The following is a 17989-nucleotide window of genomic DNA, read 5'->3' as shown; positions in this document are numbered from 1 at the left end:
CCCTTCTCAATGCCGCTCGCCCGGAGCAGCGCCCATAAATCTTGTCTTACGACCGCAGTGGACCGTCGGACACGGCAGCAATCGCTGCGGCCAACGTATCGCCGGAATAGGGCTTGATCACGACATGCACATCCGGCCCCGGCTGGATGCCCTCGTGATTGCTGTGGCCGGTGGCATAGATGACCGGCAGGGACGGGAAGATAGCCCGGGCGCGTTCGACCAGCATGATGCCCGACATATCGGGAAGGCCGACATCGGTCACGAGGATGTCGATGCTGCGCTCGGCCAGAAGGGCAAGGGCCGACTTCGCATCCGCAGCCTCAAGCACCGTGTGGCCGAGATCCTCGAGAATTTCGACGGTGCTCACCCGGATCAGCCAGTCGTCCTCGCAGACGAGAATCGTCCGTGCCTTGCCGACGGTCGGTTTGTCCGCGGCAGCTTCGGCAGACGCTGGCGCCGTCTGCTGCGTTGTCGTCACCGGTGCGGTGCCGTCGTCTTCGCCCCTGTCTTCGGTCGGAACGTCGCCTGCCGCAGCATTCTTTGCCAGGACATAGCGGATTTTTCGCGCCAGCGCCTCGCGGGTGTAGGGCTTGCTGAGCAGTTCGACCCCTTCGTCGAGACGGCCGGAATGCACGATCGAGTTTTCGGTATAGCCCGATGTGAACAGCACGCTGATGCCGGGCAGGCGTTCGCGGGCCTTGCGCGCCAGTTCCGGGCTTTTCATCGGGCCGGGCATGACCACGTCGGTGAACAGGAGATCGATCGCCATGCCGCTTTCGATCACGGTCAGCGCACTTTGGGCATCCTTGGATTTCAAAACGCTGTAACCAAGATCGCTCAACAAAGCGACAACGGTTTCGCGCACGGCCTCGTCGTCCTCGGCGATCAGGATGGTTTCGCTGCCGCCGGTGATCGGGCCGCAATCGATATCGACCAGCCGGTCCTCCGATTGCATCGAGCGCGGCAGATAGAGCTTGATCGTCGTGCCCTGCCCCGGCTCGCTATAGATGTTGATGTGGCCGCCGGACTGCTTGACGAAGCCGTAGACCATGGAAAGCCCGAGCCCGGTGCCCTTGCCCTCCGGCTTTGTCGTAAAGAAGGGTTCGAACACCTGGTCCAGAACCTCGCGCGACATGCCGGCGCCGGTGTCGGTGACCGCCAGGATGACATATTGCCCCGGCGTCACGTCACTGTAGTTTGCAGCATATTTGTCGTCGAGAAAGGCGTTTCCGGCTTCGATCGTCAGGCGACCGCTGCCTTCCATCGCGTCACGGGCGTTGATTGCAAGGTTGAGGATGGCATTTTCGACATTGCTGGGATCGATGAAGGTATTCCACAGACCACCCGCGACGATGGTCTCGACCTCAATGGCCTCGCCAAGCGCCCGACGCAGGATGTCGTCCATGTTGCGCACCAGCCGGCCGATATTGACCACTTTCGGCGCCAGCGGCTGGCGACGACCGAAGGCAAGCAGCTGTGAAGCGAGCTTGGAGCCGCGGGCAACGCCGGCCATGGCATTCTGCAGGCGCTGCTCGGCGCGAGCATTGCCTTCGAGATCACCGGCGAGCAGCTGCATGTTGCCGCTGATCACCTGCAGCAGATTGTTGAAATCATGGGCGACGCCGCCGGTCAAATTGCCGATCGATTCCATCTTCTGGCTCTGGCGCAAGGCATCCTGCGTCCGCAGGAGTTCGGTGGTGCGCGCCTCGACGCGCTCCTCAAGCGTTACCGCAAGATCGGCGAGCGCCGCTTCCGCAGCCTTCTGGTCCTCGATGTCCGTATTGGTGCCAATCCATCGTTCGAGCACCCCGGAAGCGCAACGAATGGGTACGGCGCGGGCGATGTACCAGCGATAGACGCCATCATGGCGGCGCAGCCGGAACTCGACCTCATAGGGCGCGCCGATCCGGCAGGCTTCGGCCCAGGAACTGGCCGTTGATTCGACGTCATCCGGATGCAGCATGGCGACCCATCCGGTGCCGTCCAGCATTCCGGGCGAGGCACCGCTATAGGCGTAGACGCGATCATTGAACCAGTCGAGCGTGCCGTCGGGGCCTGCCGTCCAGACATGGTTGGGCATGGATTGTGCCAGCGAGCGGAACCGCCCCTCGCTTTCGAGGATGGCCTTTTCGGTGACTTTCCGGGCCGATATATCCACGAACAGAACGGCGAACGTGTCCGGACCGACCTTGCGCGCACGGGCCTCAAACCAGCGATCCGCCAGGGTGGGGACATGCACCTCGAACTGCCGCGCTTCGCCGGTCTCGACGACACCAGCATAGGTGGCGATCAGGTCGTCTGGCACACCCGGGATGACGTCGCGGCACCTGCGGCCGATGGCCGTTGCCGCAGCAAGACCTGTCTGCCCCTCGAAGGCGGGATTGATCTCGACGAAGGTGAAGTCATAGACGATACCCGCCGCATTGCGCAGGATCTCGCCAATGAAAAACCCCTCCTGCATCTGCTCGAACAGGCCCCGCCAGCGGGCCTCGCTCTCCTGAATGGCGGCCTCGGACACCTTGCGTGCGGTGATGTCGAAGGCGATGCCGATAAACCGGCGCTGTCCGCTTTCGGCGCTTGAAACCACCTCGCCGCGTCGCGCGATCCAGCGCACGCTGCCGGTCTGGGGATCGATCCGTCGATATTCGGCGTATTCCAGCGGATTGGCTTCGGCCAGCTTCGCAGGCCCCGTGACCGCCCGGTCATCAGGATGCAGGAGGCCGACAAGCAGCTTGTCGGTGACCTGGACATCCGGGTCCAGCCCCCAGATCCGCCTGTATTCGTCGGAGACGTCGAGCCGCCCGGTCTCCGGATACCACTCGAATGTCCCGATGCGCCCGGCCTCCTGCGCGATCCGCAGGCGTTGTTCGACGCGGACACGTTCGGTGGTTTCCTTGACGATCGACAGGACGCCAGCCGGCGCGCCGTGCTCGTCGAGGATCGGGCTGTAGTCGAGATTGAGCCAGACATCCTCCGGAATGCCCTTGCGCTCCAGCACGAGATGCTGGTCGCGGTAGGCAAGCGTTCCGCCGGCCAGAACGACATTGACAATATTGTCGTTGAACGCCGCCACTTCCGGCCAGCCTTGGCGAACATTGCTGCCGAGCAGGCCCGGGTGACGGCGGCCGGCGAAAGCGGCATAGGCATCATTGTAGATCATCACGCCCTCCTGCCCCCAGAGCAGGACGATCGGGACATTGGCGCGCAGCACCGTGGCGACGATGATCTTGAGTGGCGCCGGCCAGCCGGCAACATCGCCGAGCGGCGTCTTTTCCCAATTGAAATGCCGGATCAGGGACGCCATCGGCCCATCCGACGACAGGAAGGAGAATGGCGAGGAGAAGGTGTGCATGGAGACCTGGATATGGATGAGTGAGCACGACGATGTGTAGGCGCAGGCTGAGACATGGCAGGAGCGACACGGTTATAGAACCTGGACACATGGACGGCTCGGAAAAGAACGCCCCCACCACTTTCCCATCGCACAATACTAGGGCGCGCAGAACCTCCGACAAGGGCCTCTGAGAAAGAAATCCGACCCGTAAAAGATTGCCGTTCGCATCCCCGATAACCGCGTTTCTCGGCGCCTGAATTCATGGTATGAACTTTCTTCTGAAAGCCTGTCAACACGGAGGAACTGCGATGCACTACAGCGTTCAGATTTTCACCTGGAGCCCGAAGCTTGGCGTCCATCAGGTTGGGTCGTCAATCGAGATCGACGCGGTCAGTCCGAAATTCGCGGCCACGACGCTGCTCGGGATGCGGCTGGAGGAGACCGGCAGCTCCCGGAACCTCGCAGTTCGCGTGTGGAAAGCCGCAGACGCCGACAGGGCGGATTGCCACTGCTACTACTACCACTGAAGCAGAAGAAACCGACAATGGAGGAGGATGCCAGCCGGGCACCGCCCGCCTGCACGTCTCTGGCTGCGCCTATCACTCATGGTCCTCGATTTCGAAGATAAGCCTCGCCACGAACACCGTCTGGTAGCGCTCGTCGAGAACTTCTATGACAAGGTCGGAGTTTTCCGGGTCCGGCAGTCCGTCGCTGGCCATCTCGATGAGCGCCGTCGATGCCTCGCGCTTCGCGGCCACGACATCGGCGAATTCAAAACCAGCATCGACCGGACCCTCGAACGGGGCGATGCAACCCGCCTGTGCCACCATGAAATAGTACCTTGGCATATGCCGTTTCCTGTGCGCCCGGCTTGAAGGGCAATTCCCCGCCAGAACATCCCGCCTGCAATATGTCTTCTGGGTTTTGGAACGACAGCGAGGCCAGTCTGTTCCTGACGTCCGTGACAAATAAATTCGATCGCCAAGGGAACAAAATGGCGCGCTGCACAATTTAGCAGTTCATTATGGGGCAACAGGGGTTTCGACCATGGACGTCAAAGTCAATCAATACCGTGTGGAATCCGGCCATTGGCAGAGCCTTGGCGCCACGCCGGATGCTGACGGAACCAATTTTTCCCTGTTTTCGGCCCATGCCGAGCGTGTCGAACTTTGCCTTTTCGACGACAGCGGCACCATCGAGACCGCGCGCATCGAACTGCCGGAATTCACTAACGAGATCTGGCATGGCTACGTGCCCGGCCTGAAACCCGGCGCCCTCTACGGCTATCGTGTGCATGGTCCGTTTGATCCGGAAAACGGCCATCGGTTCAATGCCAACAAATTGCTTGTCGACCCCTATGCCCGTGAGCTGGTCGGATCGCTCGACTGGTCGCCGGCGCATTTCGGCTACAATGCCGACAGCGAGGACAAGGACCTGTCCTTCAACGACCAGGACAGCGCCGCAGGCATGCCCAAATGCCGGGTCATCGACCCGAAGGCGTATGACTGGGGACGCGACACGGCCCCGAACGTGCCGTGGTCCAACACGATTTTCTACGAGACCCACGTCAAGGGCTTCACCCAGTTGCATCCCGCCATCCCAGAGGACCATCGCGGCACGTTCGAGGGCATGGGGCATGCGGCGATCGTCGACTATATCAAGAACCTCGGCATCACATCGGTCGAACTCATGCCGATCCATGAATTTCCGGACGACGATTTCCTGCTGAAGAAAGGCCTTCGCAACTTCTGGGGCTACAACACGCTCGGTTTCTTCGCCCCTGCCCAGCGCTATTACGGCCCGCGCGGCATCGCCGGATTCCGCGACATGGTGCGCGCCTTCCACGATGCCGGCATCGAGGTCATCCTCGACGTTGTCTACAACCACACCGCCGAAGGCAACGAGATGGGGCCGACCCTGTCGTTCAAAGGCATCGACAACCTCTCCTACTATCGCACCATGCCCGACAATCATCGCTACTACATCAACGACACCGGCACGGGAAACACCGTCAACACCTCGCATCCGCGCGTGCTGCAGATGGTCACGGATTCGCTGCGCTACTGGGTCGAGCACATGCATATCGACGGCTTCCGTTTCGATCTCGGCACGATCCTGGGCCGCGAGCCGGAAGGTTTCGACCAGCGCAGCGGTTTCTTCGACGCTGTCGGCCAGGATCCGCTGCTGTCGAAGGTCAAGCTGGTCGGCGAGCCCTGGGATATCGGCCCGGGCGGCTACCAGGTTGGCGGTTTCCCCCCGGGCTGGGCCGAATGGAACGACAAGTACCGCGACAAGGTTCGGGACTACTGGAAGAACACGCCGGGCGTAGAGCCCGATCTTGCCGCCCGGCTGCTCGGTTCCGGCGACATTTACGATCACCGCGGCCGCCGCCCTTGGTCGACGGTCAACTTCATCTCCGCCCATGACGGCTTCACGCTGAACGATCTCGTTTCCTACAACGACAAGCACAATGACGACAATGGCGAGGACAATCGCGACGGCCACAGCGACAACCGCAGCGACAATTACGGCGCGGAAGGCCCGACCGACGACGCCGGCATCAACGCCGTTCGTGACCGTCAGAAGCGCAATATGCTCGCCACACTGTTCCTCTCGCACGGCACGCCGATGCTTCTGGCCGGCGACGAATTCGGCCGCAGCCAGATGGGAAACAACAATGGCTACTGCCAGGACAGCGAAATCAGCTGGGTGCATTGGGAAGGCACGCCCGATAGCGGCGCGCAACTCCAGGACTTCACCCGCCGGCTGATCGCGCTGCGCCACGAACAGCCGCTGCTGCGGCGGGAGAGCTGGCGTGACGGAACCGTGATCAACTGGGTCAGCGCCGACGGCACGCCCCATCTCGGCGATGACTGGGGTGCGGGCACGGATGCCGTTCTGGGGCTGCATCTCCTGCGCGAAGACCTGCGTCAGGATGAGACTGTCTGGTCCGACGTGCTCATCCTGTTCAACCCGACGGATGCCGGGGTCTCCTTCACCGTGCCGGCGCCCCAGGAAGGTGCCTGGGGGCTGGCCTTCACGACCTCCGATCCATCGGCCGATACGATCAACCTTGCCGCCGGCAAAGCCTTTGAACTGGAAGCCCGCAGCATGACCCTTTTTCACCGGGTTTGAAGCGTCCACCGCGTTTGAAGGGCCACGACGTATGGCCAAGCCTCAAAACGCCGGCCGGGTGAAAGGTCACTCGGCGGCGTTGGCGCGCTCTGCGGGCGCATAGGCAAAACGCGGCAGGAGCTTGGAATAGAGCGCCGCATATTGCTCGGCGCTCCGCTCCCATGAAAAATTGGCCTTCATGCCCTGGTTCTGCAGTCGTGCCCACTTCTTCGGATCGCTATAGGCAGCCAGCGCCCGGCGAACGGCAAGGCGCAGGTTGTCCGCTGTGGCCGGATGAAACTGGAAACCGGTTGCGACACGGGCGGACATCGCCGCATCATTGGCATCGATGATCGTTTCTGAGAGACCACCGGTGCGCGAGACGACCGGCACGCAGCCATAGCGCAGGGCGTAAAGCTGCGTCAGGCCGCAGGGCTCGAAGCGCGACGGCTGGATGATCACGTCGGCACCACCGTGAATGAGATGGGCCGTGGCCTCGTCATAGCCGATCCGCACACCGATGCGTCCGGGATGGCGACCGGCGGTCGCAAGAAGCGACAGTTCGATATCCTCGTCGCCCTTCCCCAGCACGATCAGCTTGCCACCGACCATGGCGATTTCCTCGGCGACCTCGGCCATCATATCGCCGCCCTTTTGCCATGTGAGCCGGCTGACCATAGCAAAGATTGGCCCGGCCGCATGGTCGAGACGAAACGCATCGAGCAGGTGGGCGCGGTTGATGGTTCGCTGCCGCATGCGCCGATAATCATAGGTTTCCGGGAGATAGGGGTCGGTGGCCGGGTTCCAGACATCCATGTCGATGCCGTTGACAATGCCGGTCAGAACGCCAGGGCGGGCGCTCAGCGCGCCGTCGAGACCCATGCCGAGGTCCGTGGAAACGATTTCGCGGGCATAGGTTGGACTGACCGTCGTGATCGCCGTTGCCGTCTGGATGCCACCCTTGAGATAGCTGACATAACCGAAATATTCGAGACAATCGGTGGACAGCGTTTCCGGCGGCAGGCCGATCTGCGAGACCACCGAGGTTGGGAATTGTCCCTGGAAGGCGAGATTGTGGATGGTGAGTACGCTTGGCACGTGCCGCGCATTGCTCGAATGACGCATGTAGACGGATGTCAGCGCCGTCTGCCAGTCATGCGTATGCACCAGATCCGGACGCCAGCCCGGAAGCAGGCCACCGGTGATGGCCGAGGCGACATAGGACAGGACCGCGAACCGTTTCCAGTTGTCGCTGAAATCCTTGCCCTCCTGATCGACATAGGGACCGCCCGGACGATCGTAGAGGGAGGGCGCGACAAGGATCAGAAGATCGAGGCCTTCATGCCTGGCTTCGAGCAATTGTGCCGGTGCACCGAAAAGATCCGGAAAATAATAGACCTGCTGCTTCTCCTGAACAGCCGAGAGAAGCAACGGATAACCTGGCACCAGCGTGCGGATGAGGGCGCCATAGGACTTCAAGGCCTTGGGCAGGGAGCCTGTCACATCTGCAAGGCCGCCTGTTTTGATCAAAGGAAATATTTCGGAGGTTACCGAGAGTATTTTCACGAAGCCCAGTTTCCTTGTTCCCGCCTGAATCACTCCGCGCTGCACAAAAAGCCATGCTGCGATGCCGAATCCATGATGTGATAAACAGACGCCTTTGTCCGCAGAAAAAGACCTGCGGTGTTATAAAAATTCTTCGGATTCGATTTCGGGACAGACGTTGAGCGCCGGCACAGCCGGCGCGGTCCGTTTCAACCTGAGCGTGAATTCAGGACGCAGACTTGCCGCGCTTTTTCGCCACCATCTCCACTGGCATTTCCTCCAATGGGGCCTCGTTCTTGACGATGCTGAACGATGCCGGTGCCGGCTTGCTTACCTCCCCGGCTGAAGCAGACTTCTCGCCGATTTCGCGAACCGCCTGCTCCCAGTGAAAATACTCCCGTCCTTCCGGAAAGCCTTCCGACTCCCAGATTTCATAGGCACGCTGTCTGATAAGGTCTTCCTCAGTGTCTGTCATCTGCTTCTCCCTTGCACATCACATTTCACCACAACGAGAATCTTACGCCTTGGTTCCCGTTCCGACGAAGCATTAATTCTCCACCGCGGCATTCTTTTCTACCAAAACGGGAAATCCATGATTTTCCTTGGCTTTTACAAACGCATTATAACGCGGGACTGGCGGCTGCGACGAGGGACGCCTATAAACCATGGTATATTTGGCAGCACGGCTCGCTCCAGCGCAAACGAATCACTGTCGTGAACCGGCTGGCGCCGCCTCACCGGTGGCCGACAATCAACGAAAAGAGACAATCATGGCCGCGGAAAAATTCATCGTCCTGCCCTATCGCAAGGTTCGCGGCGGCGTGGCACCGGGCGAGATGCGACAGGCCAGCAGCGCTGCCAGCGCCGAGAAGATCGCAACGGCAATGGCGCCGCGCTTTCCGGGCGTTGCCGCCTATGCTGTCCAGGTAGACGAGGAGACCGGAGACATGAGCAGCCCGCGCCTGCTGATACAATTCGGCGAGATCGCAGAGCTGCCGACCGGTTGATCCGGCCTGCGATCGTCTTTCCCGAGATCACTGGATCCGCTGCTCCCGCACGGCTTGGAACCTTTGTCGCATATGGGCGTTTATTCGGCAGTTGCCTTCAAAACGTGCGGGCACATCAAACACTCTTAAAGGATGTGAAAGCCATGAACCAACATCTTGATCCCAATGGACGTCGCCCCGTAGATCCCGCTGCCAGACCCGTCGAACCGACAAGCACGCAGCGCGTCGATCCGCTGACCGCCCAGCAGCCAATCGGCGGACAGACAACGAATGTCGACAATCGCCGCAGCTTCGGCAGCTGGCCTGTCCTGATCATCCTGCTGGCCGGCCTTGTGCTGGCGCTGCTTGTCTGGATGCCATCCGGCACCACGGACACGGACACCGCCACCCAGCCGGCGACCACAGAGCAGACCACGACGCCACCGGCCGACGGTACGGCAACCCCGGATACAGCTGTGACACCGGCACCGGAAGCCACGCCTGATGCCACCCCTGTCGTCCCGGACACGACGCAGCAGGCGCCGGCTACCGGCGAGACGACACCGCAGACGGACGGCGCAACGCCGAACACCGGCACCAGTACAACGCCGTAAACCCGTTCTGGCTTAATTTTTCGATATGGCGGAGCAACACCGGTTGCTCCGCCATTTTTCGTGTTTGTCTGTATCGCCCGGAAACAAACGCCCCGGGCACCAAGCAGCAAAGATTTGTTTGAACCAAAAGCGCTGCCAACCGTTTCTGCCTGACGCAAACAATCATGAGGATTTCGTCATGCAGGACAAAAGCGCAAAGCCGACAAGCCGCGAGGAAGACTACCGTGATTATGAGGAGCGCGATCTGAACGAGGGCTGGCCCTATGCCGATGGTGTCAGCGGGTCGGACACGACCGTGCAAAACCAGTCCTATGGCGCGCCGGCTACAAGTTTTGATGAAAGCGGCAATCCCGGCTTTGAAAGCAGCAGTGACGCGGCCATTCACACGGCCAGCGGCACCGACCCTCTGGGCGAGCGAACGGACGCCGACATTGACGATGACAGCATTGAGGAAGCCGTTGCTGAAAAGCTCGACAGCAATGAGGTCGAGACCGCAGGCATGGATATCAAGGTCACAAAGGGCATCGTGCTGCTGACCGGCTTCGTCGAAACAGCAGCCCACCGCCGTGTCGTCGAACAGGTGGTTTATGCGGTTCCGGGCGTGGTCGGCATCCGCAACCAGCTGACCCTGACTGCGGCAGACGGCAATATTCCGGCCGACTGGGACGAGTGACGGAAGAGCGCTAAGGGCAAACGGCGGCGGACCGAAGGTGTCGTCCGCAGGGCAAGGGAAAGAAGCAATGCGGCCAGCCGCCGATGCGGGACGCCAGACTGCAGGCCTGGGTTCTGGGACAAGCCGGAAGCAAGGCGGACCCGCGAAATTCATCGTCGGCATCGGTCGTGGTGTCGGCGGAGCCCTGCTCTTTGCCCTGCCCATGCAGATGACCGTGGAAATGTGGGAACTCGGCTTCATCATCGACCGTGGGAGACTGCTGCTCCTGTTGATCGTGACGCTTCCGCTGCTTGTCGGCATCGCGCATCGCATCGGTTTTGAAGAGACCTTCGGCTGGCGGGACGACCTGCGCGACAGCATGATCGCCTATGGGATCGGCATTGCCTCAAGTGCCATTCTTCTGGCGCTGTTTCGCGTCCTGACGCCCGATATGTCGAGCAGCGAGATCCTCGGCAAGATCGCCCTTCAGGCGGTCCCGGCGAGCATCGGCGCCATGCTGGGGCGCAGCCAGCTTGGCAACAGTGGCGATGATGATGCAGACGATGATGATGCAGACGATGACGAAACGGACGACGGCAACGACGCGGCCGGGGACAAGGGCTCCCTGGATAAGGGCTATGGCAGCGAGCTGTTTTTGATGGCGGTTGGCGCGCTGTTCCTCAACCTCAACATGGCCCCGACCGAGGAGATGATCCTGATCTCCTACAAGATGACGCCATGGCATGCGCTTGCCACGATCTTCCTGTCGATCGGGCTGATGCACGGCTTCGTCTATGCCCTGTCCTTCAAGGGCAGCCATGCGCTTTCAAAGGATACACCCGCCTGGCATGCGCTCGTCCGGTTCACCCTGCCCGGCTATGTCATTGCCCTTGCCATCAGCCTTTATGCACTCTGGACGTTCGGGCGGCTGGACGGCATGGGGCTCACACCCACGATGATGGCGATGATCGTCCTTGCCTTTCCCGGTGCAATCGGGGCGGCGGCTGCCCGGCTAATCCTATAGGAGCCATTTATGGACGCGAAAGACAGCGCTTCAAGGACAAGACAAACCCTCGACCGAAAAGCCCACTGGATCGAATGGCTGCTCGGCGGATCTTGCGCGCTGCTTGTCGCCGCGATGATCGGCTGGATCGGCTACGAGGCCCTCACCGGCCGAGAGGGGCAGGCGGAGCTTTCAACCCGCATCGTTCACCAGGACAAGGGCGATGCCGGATACCGGGTGATGTTTCTCGTCGGGAATACCGGAAAGCGAACGGCGTCGAGCGTGGTCGTTCGGGGTGAGATACGGGATGGCGACAGCGTTCTCGAAACGTCCGAAGTGACGTTCGATTATGTGCCGGCGCATTCCAGCGTATCCGGCACACTGTTGTTTCGCTCGCCGCCGCAGGCCGGCCAACTTCAGGTCAGGCCGACGGCCTACAGCGACCCCTGACGTTCCGAAATGCGGGCTACGCCGCTGTCGGTTGATCGCCTGCCGCCTCACGAATGGCAGAGGAGGCATTCCAGAGAAAGTGGCTTTCGCCGGCATCGCCGGGCTGGGGGACCCAGAAGCTTGCAAGCGGCATGGCCGATGCCCGCTGTTGCCCCTGCGCCATGATCTCGCCGACGGCGATGCGGGCGGCACTCAGCGACGGATACACGGTTCCGTCCAGGCTCCAGACACTGTATTTCACCGCAATGAAGCGCAGTCTGCCGTTTTCCGGCACGACGGCTCCCACCGCTTCGCCTCCATAATCAACGACGTGTTTCTGCATGATCATACTCCCCCTGCCTTCGCCCCGATCGGCAGTGTTTTCGCTGCGCGCATGGCACAGCAGACCGAACCCTCGCCTTTCAGCCTGGCTCTAAACGCGCAGCCTGCGCCCTGGTTCCCTCCTTTTCAGGAAAAAACGGCCGAGATGCGACGGCTGTTGCCACAGTCCGGACGCTTTCGCGCGACGATGCCATGTTGGTCGATACGGCCGCCACCCGCGCGCCTCGGTGAATGCAGCCTGAACGCCCGGTTCAGCCTGCATTCCGCTGCGATGGTGTTTTCTGCACGGGCGTCAAAAAAGCCGGATATCTCCGGCGACGCTGGGCGACGGGGCGGCAGGTGCAACATTATTTCTTCGATTTGTTCTTTGGCGACGAGCAGATGGTCGATGACGAAGGTGTCGATCATTTCGACGAGGGCTCGGCCCTCTATTATGGGCAGCGGATCGCCGACAGGATTGGCCGTGACGCCGACTATACAGCGCTCAAGGTGCATGTGCGCCGCCCGGATGGCGCACTTCTCGCCATCCTTGCAGCCTCCGCCGGTCGCGGCATCGAGCGCACGGCGCTCATCGGTCGTCGCGGCTAATCAGGCGACAAACCGGTCCGGTCGGAACGGCTTGATGTCGATCACCGTTTTTTCGCCGGTCATCTTCTCGGCGAGTGCGCGGCCGGTGACAGGTCCGAGCGTCATGCCGTGATGGGCGTGGCCAAAGGCGAACCACAGACCTTCGTGGCGCGGCGCCTTGCCGATGATCGGCATCATGTCCGGCGTGCAGGGACGCGCGCCCATCCAGGGTTCGTCGTCGCGGCGTTCGGCCAGCGGAAAGAACTCGCGCGCCACACGTTCGGCGCGCGTCAACTGAACCGGTGTCTTGGGCGCATCCCGGTTGGCGAATTCGGCGCCGGTGGTCAGGCGCACGCCGCGCAGCATCGGCGCCAGAAAATAGCCCTTCTCGGCATCCAGCACCCAGTTGTTCAGCGTCGCGCCCTCCTCCATGCCATAGTGCATGTGGTAACCGCGCTTGACGGCGAGCGGGAAACGATAGCCGAGCTTGCGCGTCACCGTATCGGCCCATGGGCCGAGTGCCACGACGACCTCCTTGGCCTCGAGCGGACCTTCCGGTGTCGCGACGCGCCAGCCGGCCCCTTCGAGGATATGCTCCAGCGTGGCGGCATCGCCGGACACGAGACGCCCGCCAAGCGACTGGAAATAGATGAGATAGGTCTTGTTGAGACTGTGCGGATCGCGGATCGACCACGGGTCTGTCCAGCGCAGGCCGCCGGAAAGATCAACCTTGATCGACGGCTCCAGCACTTTCATCTCGGCGCTGGAAAGCTTCTGGTGGTTGACACCGAAGGTGGAGGACAGTTTTTCGGCATCCTTATAGGCCGCATCACGCTCCTTGTCGGAACGGAAAACCTTCATCCAGCCATCCTTGCGGATCAGGTCGCCGGCACCCGACGCCTCGATCAGGTCTGCGTGCTCGGCGATCGAATTCTCGATCAGCGGCGCATACATGGAGGCGATGTTCTGATGCTGGGTGAAGCCCGAGTTCCACCAGTAGCGAATGAGAAACGGCACGAGGCCGGGAAGCGCGCGAACATGATAGTGCGCATCGATCGTATTGTTCAGCGCATAGCGAAACAGCGCCCCGAAATCATGCGGGAAACCATAGGGAAAGACACCCTCGCGCTGGATCAGACCGGCATTGCCGAAGGAGGTTTCCTCGCCGGCGCCGCGGCGGTCGAGCAACACCACGGATTTGCCGCGACGGGCCAGATGGATCGCCGTCGAAAGGCCGACGATACCGGCACCCAGAACCACAACATCCGTCTTCATTCTACTGTCTCCGCTTTGCATTCGTCGTCACAACAGTGCATGGCGCACCGCTGGCCGCAAGCCATGTCATTTCTTCAGGCTGTTCATGATCTGCTCCAGATACCCCAGCATCAGGGCGGAAACGACAAAGGCGATATGCATGATCGTCGCCCACATCAACTGGTCGCTGGTATACTGCTTGGTGTTCAGGAAGATCTGCAGCAGATGAATGGACGAGATTGCGACGATCGACGATGCGACCTTGATCTTCAGGCTACCCGAATCCAGCTTTCCGAGGAAGGACACTTCGCCATCACCCTCGTCGAAGCGACTGACGAAGTTTTCGTAGCCGGAAATCATCACCATGACGATCAGACTTGCCACCAGAGCTGCATCGATCAGGCCAAGCATGGCGAGGATCATCTGGGCATCGTCATAGACGAAGACCATGCCTGCAACCTTGATGAGCTTGTAGACAAAGGAAAACCCGTAGAGCGCCAACGCCGCCACAAGCCCAAGATAGAAAATCACCAAGAGCCAGCGGCTCGACAGAATAATGCGCTCGACGATGAGCTCCAGTGATTTCATGGTTCCGTTCCGATATTGCGCCTGCGAACATGAATAGCCAAGCCAGCAGCCACGGGCAAGCGGAAGAACGGTGGTCCGAAAAAGAGGGCCGGACGCAAAAGGACGGCACGAATGCCGCCCCTGACTGTCAATCCCTGATCAGCAATGCCTGACTGTTACACCCGGCTGCGGAACAGACCCGCGATCAGCGAGATCACCAGGAAAGCCAGGAACAGGAAGAACAGGATCTGCGCGATGCCAGCGGATGCACCGGCAATGCCACCGAAGCCGAGTACACCGGCGATGATGGCAACGACGAGAAAGACGAGAGCATAATACAGCATTTCATTCTCCTTCACTCATTTTGAACATGCTGATTAACGCGCCTTTCCACACATTGTTCCCGCTTCCGCGTGGCGGCACCCACCAGCCGTTTCCGCGTGAGAAACCTGGGCACATTGTAGCGGGGAATGCGCCGGGCGTGGAATGAAAGGAATGATTAACCAACAACAGGAAATTTGCCCCATTCTGAAACGCGGTGGTTACCACTGTTGTGGAACTATCAACATCGACGACGCGTTGTGAGGGCAAGTTGCAAATGCGAGATAGTAAAATGACTGTATCACCGTCGAATATCTGGAAGTCCGCCTCCGAGGTTCTTCGGACGCCGGCCGGGCAACGCGATAAGAATCTGCACTTCGGCGAGACCTTGCGCGGCCTCTACTTTAGCGGATCGACACCCAAGACGGATGGCGATTTTGCGAAACTGCTCGAGGATCTGCAATCCGTGGAAAAATCCGACAGCGGCCGGGACGACTGACACAAACCGGACATCGCGCATCACCCTGTTGTCGGGCCGCTTCGAGCGGCCTTTTTCATGTCTTGTGCCTGAAAAAAGCGCACAAGAAAGCCGGCACTCGACGCGCCGGCTTCTGTCGTTTCAAAGTGCCTTAAATCATCAGTTTGACGGCGCCGAGAGCATCACGCCGGTGCTGCCGGCTGCATAGCTGTCCTTGTCATAAGCCGGCTGCTGCTCGAGTTGCTCTTTTGTAAAGGGCGAATAGATCGTCATCGCGCCGCCGGCATCGGCCATGACCTGGACGCTCTGTGCGTTCATGGCCACCGGCTTGGCGCCCATACCGAGAAAACCACCGACATCGATGACATAGGCTTCAAGCTTGCCGTCCTTGCTGAGAATGACGTCGCCGATCTTGCCGATCTCCGTATCGTCAGCGACCTTGACTGACGTTCCGATCAGCTTTTCCGCACTCAGCAAAGCCGGATCGACCGGCTGCAGTTCTTCCGACTGTGTCGCTTGAGTGGTTGCGGCCTGATCGGCAGGCACTTCCGGATCGGTCATTTCCGGCGTCGTGCCCGTTGTCGGGATCGTCGTCTCGGCCGTCTGCGGTTCGGCTGTCGCGGGCGCTGTCGCGCTCATCTCCGTTGAGGTCGCCCCCGGTGCGGCCACAGTGTCTTCGGAAGACGTATCCTCCGGAACGGTGGCCGCCACGCCATCCATGATCGGGGCGCGGTCAAATTGCGGCGCCGCCTGCAACTCTTCCTTCGTCGCCGAAATCACGATAATGCGTTGCCCGTCCCTGTCAGAAAGCGAGACGCGATCGAAATTGACCGCAACATCCTTTTCACCGATGCCAAGGAAACCGCCGACTCCGATCACCAGAGCCTCTGCGCCACCGGTGGCGTTGATCACCACGTCATTGACATCACCCACGGCCTCGCCCTCTTCATCCGCGCCCGTATAGACGGTCTTGCCGATGACCGACGACGCAAGGATCTGTTCCGGCGACGCCGCAAAATATCCGACATTTCCGGATTTTTGCGCGACTGATGGTGCAGCTTGATCTGCGGGAGTGGCGGCTTGCTGCGCAGAGGCGCCCGTCGTCAGAAGGGCTGCAAGCGCGGTCGTTGCCAATAATGTGCGGATCATGATGGTCTCCTTCAAGAATGCATGCTTTCGAAAGCCATGGGCAGAAATCCGCCAACATGCAGATGCTGCCTTCGAAGCAAGACAACGGAAATCAGGCTGATTTGTTCCAAAAAGAGGTTGTCATGCAGCGGTTTAGGTCGCGCAACGCACGGAGAACTCATCGGGTGCGGCCGCTCCGGGCGGCGTCTTGAGCTTCCGGATTCTGCGGCTCAGTTGCTATAGACAGTCGGCCGGGCACCTTTTTCAGCGACCAGCAGGGGGGCTTCCGCATCCTCGTCGGTCACCGAGACGGTTAGTTCGCCGGCGGGCGTGACTTCCCAGACAATCGTTGCGTCCGCCATCAGCAAAGCCGGATCGACCGCCTCGCATAGTCCATAGGTAACCTTGAACCGCGGGCGTGCCGCGTCCAGAGCCGGCTGGAGCTCCGCCCGACAGGCGGCGACGGTTTCGAACGCAATGGCGGGGGCTGGAATTTCGCTACAGTCGGTGCCTGCCGAACCGCACCCCACCAACATCATGATTGCTGCAACATGCTCCATCGCCGTGCTCCTTCGCACAATGGTTACCTTGTGAAGCAAACGGCAATGCAGCTTGGAAGTTCCGGACAGCCTTGAATTCTTTCGCGTGAAGCCAGACGCCTGCGTGCAAATTTTCGCATATGTCGCAGTTTTCGCGTGGAACAAACTCGGAGTGAGGACGTTTAACTGCCGGCAACACGTCAGACCAATAGGTCGTCTACACAATAAGGAAACACCCATGCTCGGTACAATTCTGCTGGTCGTCTTGATACTTCTTCTCATTGGCGCGCTGCCAAGCTGGGGACACAGCCGGAATTGGGGCTATGGACCGTCGGGTGGCCTTGGCCTCGTCGTCGTCATCCTGCTCATTCTTGTCCTGATGGGCCGCATCTGATCCACCGCATGCCTACATCAACAACTGACTTCTGAAGAGGAAAACCCCAATGAAAAAGATAATGCTCGCAGTCGCGCTGATCCTTCCTCTGGCCGCCTGCTCGGAAACTGAGCGTGGCGCCGGCATCGGTGCTGCATCCGGTGCGGTCATCGGTGGCGTTGCCACAGGAAACGTTCGCGGCGCAGCGGTCGGCGCTGCAGTCGGCGGCGTTGCCGGCGCACTGATTGGTCGCGCCAACGAGCCGGGCCGCTGCTACTACCGTGACCGTTATGGCCGCCGCTACACAGCTGCCTGCTGATCACAGTCGATACAAACGGAAAAACGGGCCTCGGCCCGTTTTTTTGTGTTTGTGAATCCTGCGGTTTATACGGCCGAGGCGCCCAAAGTGGCCTTCACAGGCCGATCAAGGCTGCGGTTTGACCAGGCCTGCATCAATTTTCTCGGCACGATCCAGCTGCTCGAGAAGATCGAGAAATACATCCGGGATCGGCTGCTGTTCGACGGCGCTATAGAGCGCCTTGAGTTTGGATGCGATCTGGGTGTTGGACTGAAGCATGTCGTGGGCATTTGCCTGCCGGCCTGCGGGTGAGCCTGGCTTTTCTGATCGTCCACTCATTGAAGAAACTCGCTTTTACGCCGCCACACCGTCGCGCATGGCCACGATGGCACTCGCAATTCCCGCTGCATCAAAACTTCCAATATCAGGCAAAACATGGTCAAAC

General features: G+C 60.5%; 23 protein-coding genes. 11 read left to right on the top strand and 12 right to left on the bottom strand.

Going from position 1 to position 17989, the window contains the following annotated elements:
• Positions 1 to 46 precede the first annotated feature (46 nt).
• Positions 47 to 3304: a hybrid sensor histidine kinase/response regulator gene (locus AX760_RS07310; protein ID WP_083531113.1), complete on the bottom strand. Its 3258-nt coding sequence runs from the start codon at positions 3302 to 3304 to the stop codon at positions 47 to 49.
• A 338-nt stretch (positions 3305 to 3642) separates the two neighbouring features.
• Between AX760_RS07310 and AX760_RS07305 the strand changes: the two genes are divergently transcribed.
• On the top strand, positions 3643 to 3861 hold the full coding sequence (locus tag AX760_RS07305) for a hypothetical protein (protein WP_071832329.1): 219 nt from the start codon (positions 3643 to 3645) through the stop codon (positions 3859 to 3861).
• A 72-nt stretch (positions 3862 to 3933) separates the two neighbouring features.
• Here AX760_RS07305 and AX760_RS07300 read toward each other — a convergent pair whose 3' ends face one another.
• Entirely contained in the window at positions 3934 to 4182 is a 249-nt protein-coding gene (locus AX760_RS07300) for a DUF6894 family protein (RefSeq protein ID WP_071832328.1), read from the bottom strand.
• A 199-nt stretch (positions 4183 to 4381) separates the two neighbouring features.
• Between AX760_RS07300 and glgX the strand changes: the two genes are divergently transcribed.
• Positions 4382 to 6469 carry a glycogen debranching protein GlgX gene (gene glgX / locus AX760_RS07295; RefSeq protein ID WP_071832327.1) on the top strand — a complete coding sequence of 696 codons (2088 nt, stop codon included), beginning with the start codon at positions 4382 to 4384 and terminating at the stop codon, positions 6467 to 6469.
• A 66-nt stretch (positions 6470 to 6535) separates the two neighbouring features.
• On the opposite strand, the gene glgA is transcribed toward glgX, so the two are convergent.
• Positions 6536 to 8014, bottom strand: a complete 1479-nt coding sequence (gene glgA, locus AX760_RS07290) for a glycogen synthase GlgA (protein ID WP_071832326.1) — start codon at positions 8012 to 8014, stop codon at positions 6536 to 6538.
• Between the two features lie 205 nt (positions 8015 to 8219).
• Complete coding sequence (locus AX760_RS07285; protein WP_071832325.1) at positions 8220 to 8468, bottom strand: DUF2934 domain-containing protein; 249 nt, start codon at positions 8466 to 8468, stop codon at positions 8220 to 8222.
• A 295-nt stretch (positions 8469 to 8763) separates the two neighbouring features.
• Here AX760_RS07285 and AX760_RS07280 point away from each other — a divergent pair, with 295 nt between their 5' ends.
• The 5 genes from AX760_RS07280 (at position 8764) to AX760_RS07260 (ending at position 11698) form a co-directional block, all read left to right on the top strand.
• Positions 8764 to 9000, top strand: coding sequence for a hypothetical protein (locus AX760_RS07280; RefSeq protein ID WP_071832324.1), 237 nt, complete (start codon positions 8764 to 8766; stop codon positions 8998 to 9000).
• A 143-nt stretch (positions 9001 to 9143) separates the two neighbouring features.
• Positions 9144 to 9593 carry a RodZ family helix-turn-helix domain-containing protein gene (locus tag AX760_RS07275; RefSeq protein ID WP_071832323.1) on the top strand — a complete coding sequence of 150 codons (450 nt, stop codon included), beginning with the start codon at positions 9144 to 9146 and terminating at the stop codon, positions 9591 to 9593.
• A 178-nt stretch (positions 9594 to 9771) separates the two neighbouring features.
• Entirely contained in the window at positions 9772 to 10266 is a 495-nt protein-coding gene (locus tag AX760_RS07270) for a BON domain-containing protein (protein WP_071832346.1), read from the top strand.
• Positions 10267 to 10333: 67 nt separating this feature from the next.
• Positions 10334 to 11269 (top strand): TIGR02587 family membrane protein, encoded by a 936-nt coding sequence (locus tag AX760_RS07265; protein ID WP_083531111.1) that lies wholly within the window; start codon positions 10334 to 10336, stop codon positions 11267 to 11269.
• A 9-nt stretch (positions 11270 to 11278) separates the two neighbouring features.
• Positions 11279 to 11698 (top strand): TIGR02588 family protein, encoded by a 420-nt coding sequence (locus AX760_RS07260; protein WP_071832322.1) that lies wholly within the window; start codon positions 11279 to 11281, stop codon positions 11696 to 11698.
• 16 nt (positions 11699 to 11714) lie between these two features.
• On the opposite strand, the gene AX760_RS27640 is transcribed toward AX760_RS07260, so the two are convergent.
• Positions 11715 to 12020: a hypothetical protein gene (locus AX760_RS27640; RefSeq protein WP_139276084.1), complete on the bottom strand. Its 306-nt coding sequence runs from the start codon at positions 12018 to 12020 to the stop codon at positions 11715 to 11717.
• A 125-nt stretch (positions 12021 to 12145) separates the two neighbouring features.
• Positions 12146 to 12427: a hypothetical protein gene (locus AX760_RS27105; RefSeq protein ID WP_175552030.1), complete on the bottom strand. Its 282-nt coding sequence runs from the start codon at positions 12425 to 12427 to the stop codon at positions 12146 to 12148.
• Here AX760_RS27105 and AX760_RS07250 point away from each other — a divergent pair.
• Entirely contained in the window at positions 12359 to 12607 is a 249-nt protein-coding gene (locus AX760_RS07250; RefSeq protein WP_071832344.1) for a hypothetical protein, read from the top strand. The genes AX760_RS27105 and AX760_RS07250 overlap by 69 nt on opposite strands.
• Here AX760_RS07250 and AX760_RS07245 read toward each other — a convergent pair whose 3' ends face one another.
• The 3 genes from AX760_RS07245 to AX760_RS07235 form a co-directional block, all read right to left on the bottom strand.
• A complete protein-coding gene (locus AX760_RS07245) occupies positions 12608 to 13861 on the bottom strand; it encodes an NAD(P)/FAD-dependent oxidoreductase (RefSeq protein ID WP_071832320.1) in 1254 nt (417 codons plus the stop codon). It abuts the gene before it with no gap.
• A gap of 66 nt (positions 13862 to 13927) precedes the next feature.
• The gene (locus tag AX760_RS07240; RefSeq protein ID WP_083531110.1) at positions 13928 to 14428 is read right to left on the bottom strand and encodes a TIGR00645 family protein; all 501 of its coding nucleotides are present in this window, start codon (positions 14426 to 14428) and stop codon (positions 13928 to 13930) included.
• A gap of 155 nt (positions 14429 to 14583) precedes the next feature.
• Complete coding sequence (locus AX760_RS07235) at positions 14584 to 14751, bottom strand: DUF1328 domain-containing protein (protein ID WP_071832319.1); 168 nt, start codon at positions 14749 to 14751, stop codon at positions 14584 to 14586.
• A gap of 269 nt (positions 14752 to 15020) precedes the next feature.
• Between AX760_RS07235 and AX760_RS07230 the strand changes: the two genes are divergently transcribed.
• Complete coding sequence (locus AX760_RS07230; protein ID WP_071832318.1) at positions 15021 to 15227, top strand: hypothetical protein; 207 nt, start codon at positions 15021 to 15023, stop codon at positions 15225 to 15227.
• A gap of 138 nt (positions 15228 to 15365) precedes the next feature.
• Here AX760_RS07230 and AX760_RS07225 read toward each other — a convergent pair whose 3' ends face one another.
• Both AX760_RS07225 and AX760_RS07220 read right to left on the bottom strand, forming a co-directional pair.
• The gene (locus AX760_RS07225) at positions 15366 to 16355 is read right to left on the bottom strand and encodes a PRC-barrel domain-containing protein (RefSeq protein WP_071832342.1); all 990 of its coding nucleotides are present in this window, start codon (positions 16353 to 16355) and stop codon (positions 15366 to 15368) included.
• Positions 16356 to 16564: 209 nt separating this feature from the next.
• The gene (locus AX760_RS07220) at positions 16565 to 16894 is read right to left on the bottom strand and encodes a hypothetical protein (RefSeq protein WP_071832317.1); all 330 of its coding nucleotides are present in this window, start codon (positions 16892 to 16894) and stop codon (positions 16565 to 16567) included.
• A 217-nt stretch (positions 16895 to 17111) separates the two neighbouring features.
• On the opposite strand from AX760_RS07220, the gene AX760_RS07215 reads away from it, so the two are divergent.
• Complete coding sequence (locus AX760_RS07215; protein WP_071832316.1) at positions 17112 to 17267, top strand: DUF3309 family protein; 156 nt, start codon at positions 17112 to 17114, stop codon at positions 17265 to 17267.
• 49 nt (positions 17268 to 17316) lie between these two features.
• Positions 17317 to 17565 (top strand): YMGG-like glycine zipper-containing protein, encoded by a 249-nt coding sequence (locus AX760_RS07210; RefSeq protein WP_071832315.1) that lies wholly within the window; start codon positions 17317 to 17319, stop codon positions 17563 to 17565.
• 105 nt (positions 17566 to 17670) lie between these two features.
• Here AX760_RS07210 and AX760_RS27100 read toward each other — a convergent pair whose 3' ends face one another.
• Entirely contained in the window at positions 17671 to 17823 is a 153-nt protein-coding gene (locus AX760_RS27100) for a NepR family anti-sigma factor (RefSeq protein WP_245294961.1), read from the bottom strand.
• Positions 17824 to 17989 lie beyond the last annotated feature (166 nt).

It is taken from the genome of Pararhizobium antarcticum (genome assembly GCF_001885585.1).
GTDB classification, from domain to species: domain Bacteria; phylum Pseudomonadota; class Alphaproteobacteria; order Rhizobiales; family Rhizobiaceae; genus Pararhizobium; species Pararhizobium antarcticum.
Note: the sequence above shows the minus strand (reverse complement) of the source record. Positions and strands in the feature narration are given on the sequence as shown.